General features: G+C 60.1%; 3 protein-coding genes and 1 pseudogene. All 4 read left to right on the top strand.

Annotation, left to right across the window (positions count from 1 at the left end; translation table 11 throughout):
* Positions 1–289: pseudogene (locus tag WA989_RS00035) on the top strand (hypothetical protein); the annotation flags it as partial.
* A gap of 186 nt (positions 290–475) precedes the next feature.
* Positions 476–613 (top strand): hypothetical protein, encoded by a 138-nt coding sequence (locus tag WA989_RS00040; RefSeq protein WP_424338485.1) that lies wholly within the window; start codon positions 476–478, stop codon positions 611–613.
* An 87-nt stretch (positions 614–700) separates the two neighbouring features.
* On the top strand, positions 701–1,402 hold the full coding sequence (locus tag WA989_RS00045) for a lasso peptide biosynthesis B2 protein (protein ID WP_424338486.1): 702 nt from the start codon (positions 701–703) through the stop codon (positions 1,400–1,402).
* Positions 1,403–1,417: 15 nt separating this feature from the next.
* On the top strand, positions 1,418–2,614 hold a 1,197-nt coding region (locus WA989_RS00050; protein ID WP_424338487.1), incomplete at its 3' end, for an asparagine synthase-related protein.

The following is a 2,614-nucleotide window of genomic DNA, read 5'->3' on the forward strand; positions in this document are numbered from 1 at the left end:
TTCGGGCTTTCAGCTGAAAACCGCCACCTATGATGGAACTGTCTTCCCCATTCCAGAAAACGCCAATGAGCACCTCGCCGAAATCTATGGACCCGATTGGCAAAGGCCTGCCACCGGCTTCTGTTCAGCCGTCAGCTCGCCCGCCCTGCACCGTGTCGCCCCTTATGCGCGCGCCTCTTATGCGACGCTGCGTGCGCTGCGTGCGAAGCTTGAGGGCAATCTGGACAAGGCAAGTGTAGTCGAAGGCCAGTCGCCCTTCCCCTTCATCCACACAGGAGATGCCTCATGACCTAGCGCAGCACGGGCAGGGTAATCTAATCCCGATCTGAACGTCCCGGTCTTTCCTCAAGACCGAGCGGCTGCGCCTGTGTCTCGCAACACATTGTTTTAATTAATTTATTTGACTTTTCTCTACCTTTGATTTATATCCATCATGCCGTCAGAAGGACGGTGCACTCTCAGAAGGAGAACCAAGATGAACCAGAAAGAAGATACCTGCCCGATGGAAGACGAGTTCGAAATCCTCGAGCTCGGGACGGTCTCAGAGGAGACGCGCGGTGGCCGAGCATTCGGCATCGAACTCTTCGTTGGTCCGAATTCCCGAAGCAGCTGATCATCGTGCGGACGGGGGAGCCTGCTCCCCCGTCCCTTCGCTGCATCGCTCAGATGCCCATCACTCTGCCGATCCAGAAACGCGTTCATGGCCAGCTGTTTCCATCTTGAGAAAGGCGTTCACGCCTGCGCCCTTGATAGTTCGATCATCATTCTCGACATGGTCAGGGACCGCTATTTGCGGCTCACGCCGCTGCAGTCGTCCTGGTATGGCGAGATCGCCCAGTGCCCTGACCGCAACGCCCTGTCGCCAGAGCCCTCAAGGTTTTCAACCTATCTGGAAAGATCGGGGCTGATCACAAGAAACGCGGTGACAGGCAAGCCGATGGCGCCGTCCCGCAGGCCTGCCCCGAGCAGATCACTCACCGATCTTTACGCCGAGCAGAGCACACGCATCGACACCCTGGCCGTGTCGCGAATGGCGATAGCTGTCTGGAGGTGCCGCCGCTTCCGCAATTCTGCCACCCGCGATGCGGCAAGTGCCGTAGATACTGCATCCTCCTGGACATCCAACGTGTGTGCGCGAGACCCGCAGCCTGCCTCAGCGCTGGAGCACCGCGTCAGGCAGTTTCACCAGCTGGTTCCCTATTTCATGACGACCCACAATGCCTGCTTTTTCTCAAGCATGGTGCTGATGCGCTTTCTGCTCAGCTTTTCGATCAGGGCAGACTGGGTCTTCGGGGTCAGGCTCTCGCCTTTCGATGCCCATTGCTGGATCAGTCATGGAAACCTTCTTCTCAACGAGACGCGGGACAAGGCTGCCGAATATACCGAGATCATGCGGCTCTAGCTGCAAGGAGTCGCCATGGCCGCCTTCTTCGCGATGCACTGGGCTGTGGCCGATGGGGAGGCCAGCGCCCAAGCAGGCCGCATTCTCCACGAGGCCCGCAAGACTGTTGCCGGCAGCGCCTTCCTGGAGATGGACGGCTTCGCCCTCCTTCACCTCGACCCTACAAGACAGGATGCGAGTCTCCATCTCCTCAAGGATGGTGATGGGCACCCGTCCGGCGCCGTCTTCGGGACGCTGTTCAGGCGGTGCGCTGAAAGCTCCCCATTGCCCGTCACGGCGGTCCCACCCGCAGACAGCCAGGCCATTCTCCAGTCGAACGGCGAAGCGCTACTGGACCGGTTCTGGGGACGTTATGTCTTTTTCCGGCCCGGTGCGCGCCGCCTCGCCATCATGGGCGATCCGTCGAGTGGCATCCCATGTTTCTATTGCCGGCAGGGACACCTCGCCCTGGTCTTCTCCAACCTCGAACTTTGTCCTTTTCTCGATCTGCGAAGATTTTCCCTGAATCTCCATTTCGTCCGCGCGCTTCTCGCCTATGACAAGATCCAGACCGGGCAAACGGGACTGGACGGCGTTTACGAGCTCGGCCTCGGGCAACGGGCAGAGATCCAGAAGGATGACATCCGAACCAATCAGGTCTGGGACCCGCGGCAGTTTGCCGAAGACGCTTATCGGCCCCGCCTTGAAGAAGCGGTTGAAGCGGTTCGCACGACGATCGACCAAGCTGTCGACTCCTGGCGCGCCAGCCAGCCAAACATCCTTCTCAACCTTTCGGGCGGGCTCGATTCAGGTGCCGTTGCCGCTTCGCTTGTTCAGACTGGTGGCTCAGCCGCGATTGAGGCCGTTCATTTCGAGCTGCAATCGGATGATCCCTCGGAATTCCACCATGCCCGCAAAGTTGCAGACCATCTCGGACTGCCCCTGATCAAGGTGCATCTGAGCCCGGACGACCCCTTGCCGCCGACCGGCAGCCATCCCCTCAGCGCACGGCCCTATCGCGAATTTACCGGAAGCGGCCAGTTGCAACGCACAGCCGCGCTCTGCCAGGGCCCGAGGGCCGCCCTGTTTTCCGGCCAGGGCGGCGACCAGCTTTTCCAGCAGATCAGGTCGAGCCTCGGATTTGCCGACTATCTCAAGGTGGAGGGCCCAGGCTCGCACATTGGCCGGGAACTTCTCAATGCCGCGCGCCTCTCCGAGAGGTCTGTCTTCGCG

The sequence above is a fragment of the Henriciella sp. genome, assembly GCF_049649345.1.
Taxonomy (GTDB): Bacteria; Pseudomonadota; Alphaproteobacteria; order Caulobacterales; family Hyphomonadaceae; genus Henriciella.

Excerpts from the sequence above, each read along its gene's own strand:
- WA989_RS00045 (WP_424338486.1), top strand. The coding sequence starts at position 701 with ATGGCCAGCTGTTTCCATCTTGAGAAAGGCGTTCACGCCTGCGCCCTT.
- WA989_RS00040 (WP_424338485.1), top strand. The coding sequence starts at position 476 with ATGAACCAGAAAGAAGATACCTGCCCGATGGAAGACGAGTTCGAAATC.